This window comes from Pseudomonas sp. CM25 (assembly GCF_013179705.1).
In the GTDB taxonomy this organism is placed as follows: domain Bacteria; phylum Pseudomonadota; class Gammaproteobacteria; order Pseudomonadales; family Pseudomonadaceae; genus Aquipseudomonas.
In genome coordinates this window covers 1-529 of record NZ_JABMCW010000736.1, presented here as the reverse complement: position 1 = coordinate 529, position 529 = coordinate 1, and the positions used below count along the sequence as shown (strand labels likewise).

The 529-nt window shown below is 61.4% G+C and carries 1 protein-coding gene; it reads left to right on the top strand.

Annotation, left to right across the window (positions count from 1 at the left end; all coding sequences use genetic code 11):
• Positions 1-43: 43 nt before the first annotated feature.
• Positions 44-529 (top strand): peptide-methionine (S)-S-oxide reductase MsrA (gene msrA / locus HP546_RS31025; RefSeq protein WP_172233879.1); only part of this gene is annotated, 486 nt, incomplete at its 3' end.

Sequence of the window (529 nt, the reverse complement as noted above, 5' to 3'; positions counted from 1 at the left end):
AGGCCCCAACCCTATCCAACTGAATAACCACAGAGGAACGGCCATGGTCCTGCGTTCGGAAATCCTGGTGAACAAAAACGTCCTGCCTACTGCGGAACAGGCCCTGCCTGGCCGCGAAACGCCAATGAGCCTGCCCGAGTTCCACTACGTGTTCAAAGGCACCCCACTGCTCGGCCCGTTCTTCGAAGGTGCCATCGACTTCGCCATCTTCGGCCTGGGCTGCTTCTGGGGCGCTGAACGCCGCTTCTGGCAACGCGAAGGCGTGGTCAGCACCGTGGTCGGCTACGCCGGCGGTATCACCCCCAACCCCACCTACGAAGAAGTCTGCTCGGGCCTGACCGGCCACACCGAAGTGGTGCTGGTGGTCTTCGATAAGGACAAAGTCAGCTACCGCGAATTGCTGGCGATGTTCTGGGAATTGCACAACCCCACCCAAGGCATGCGCCAGGGCAACGACGTCGGCACCCAGTACCGTTCGGCCATCTATTGCACCAGCCCCGAACAACTGGAACAGGCCAAGGCCAGCCGC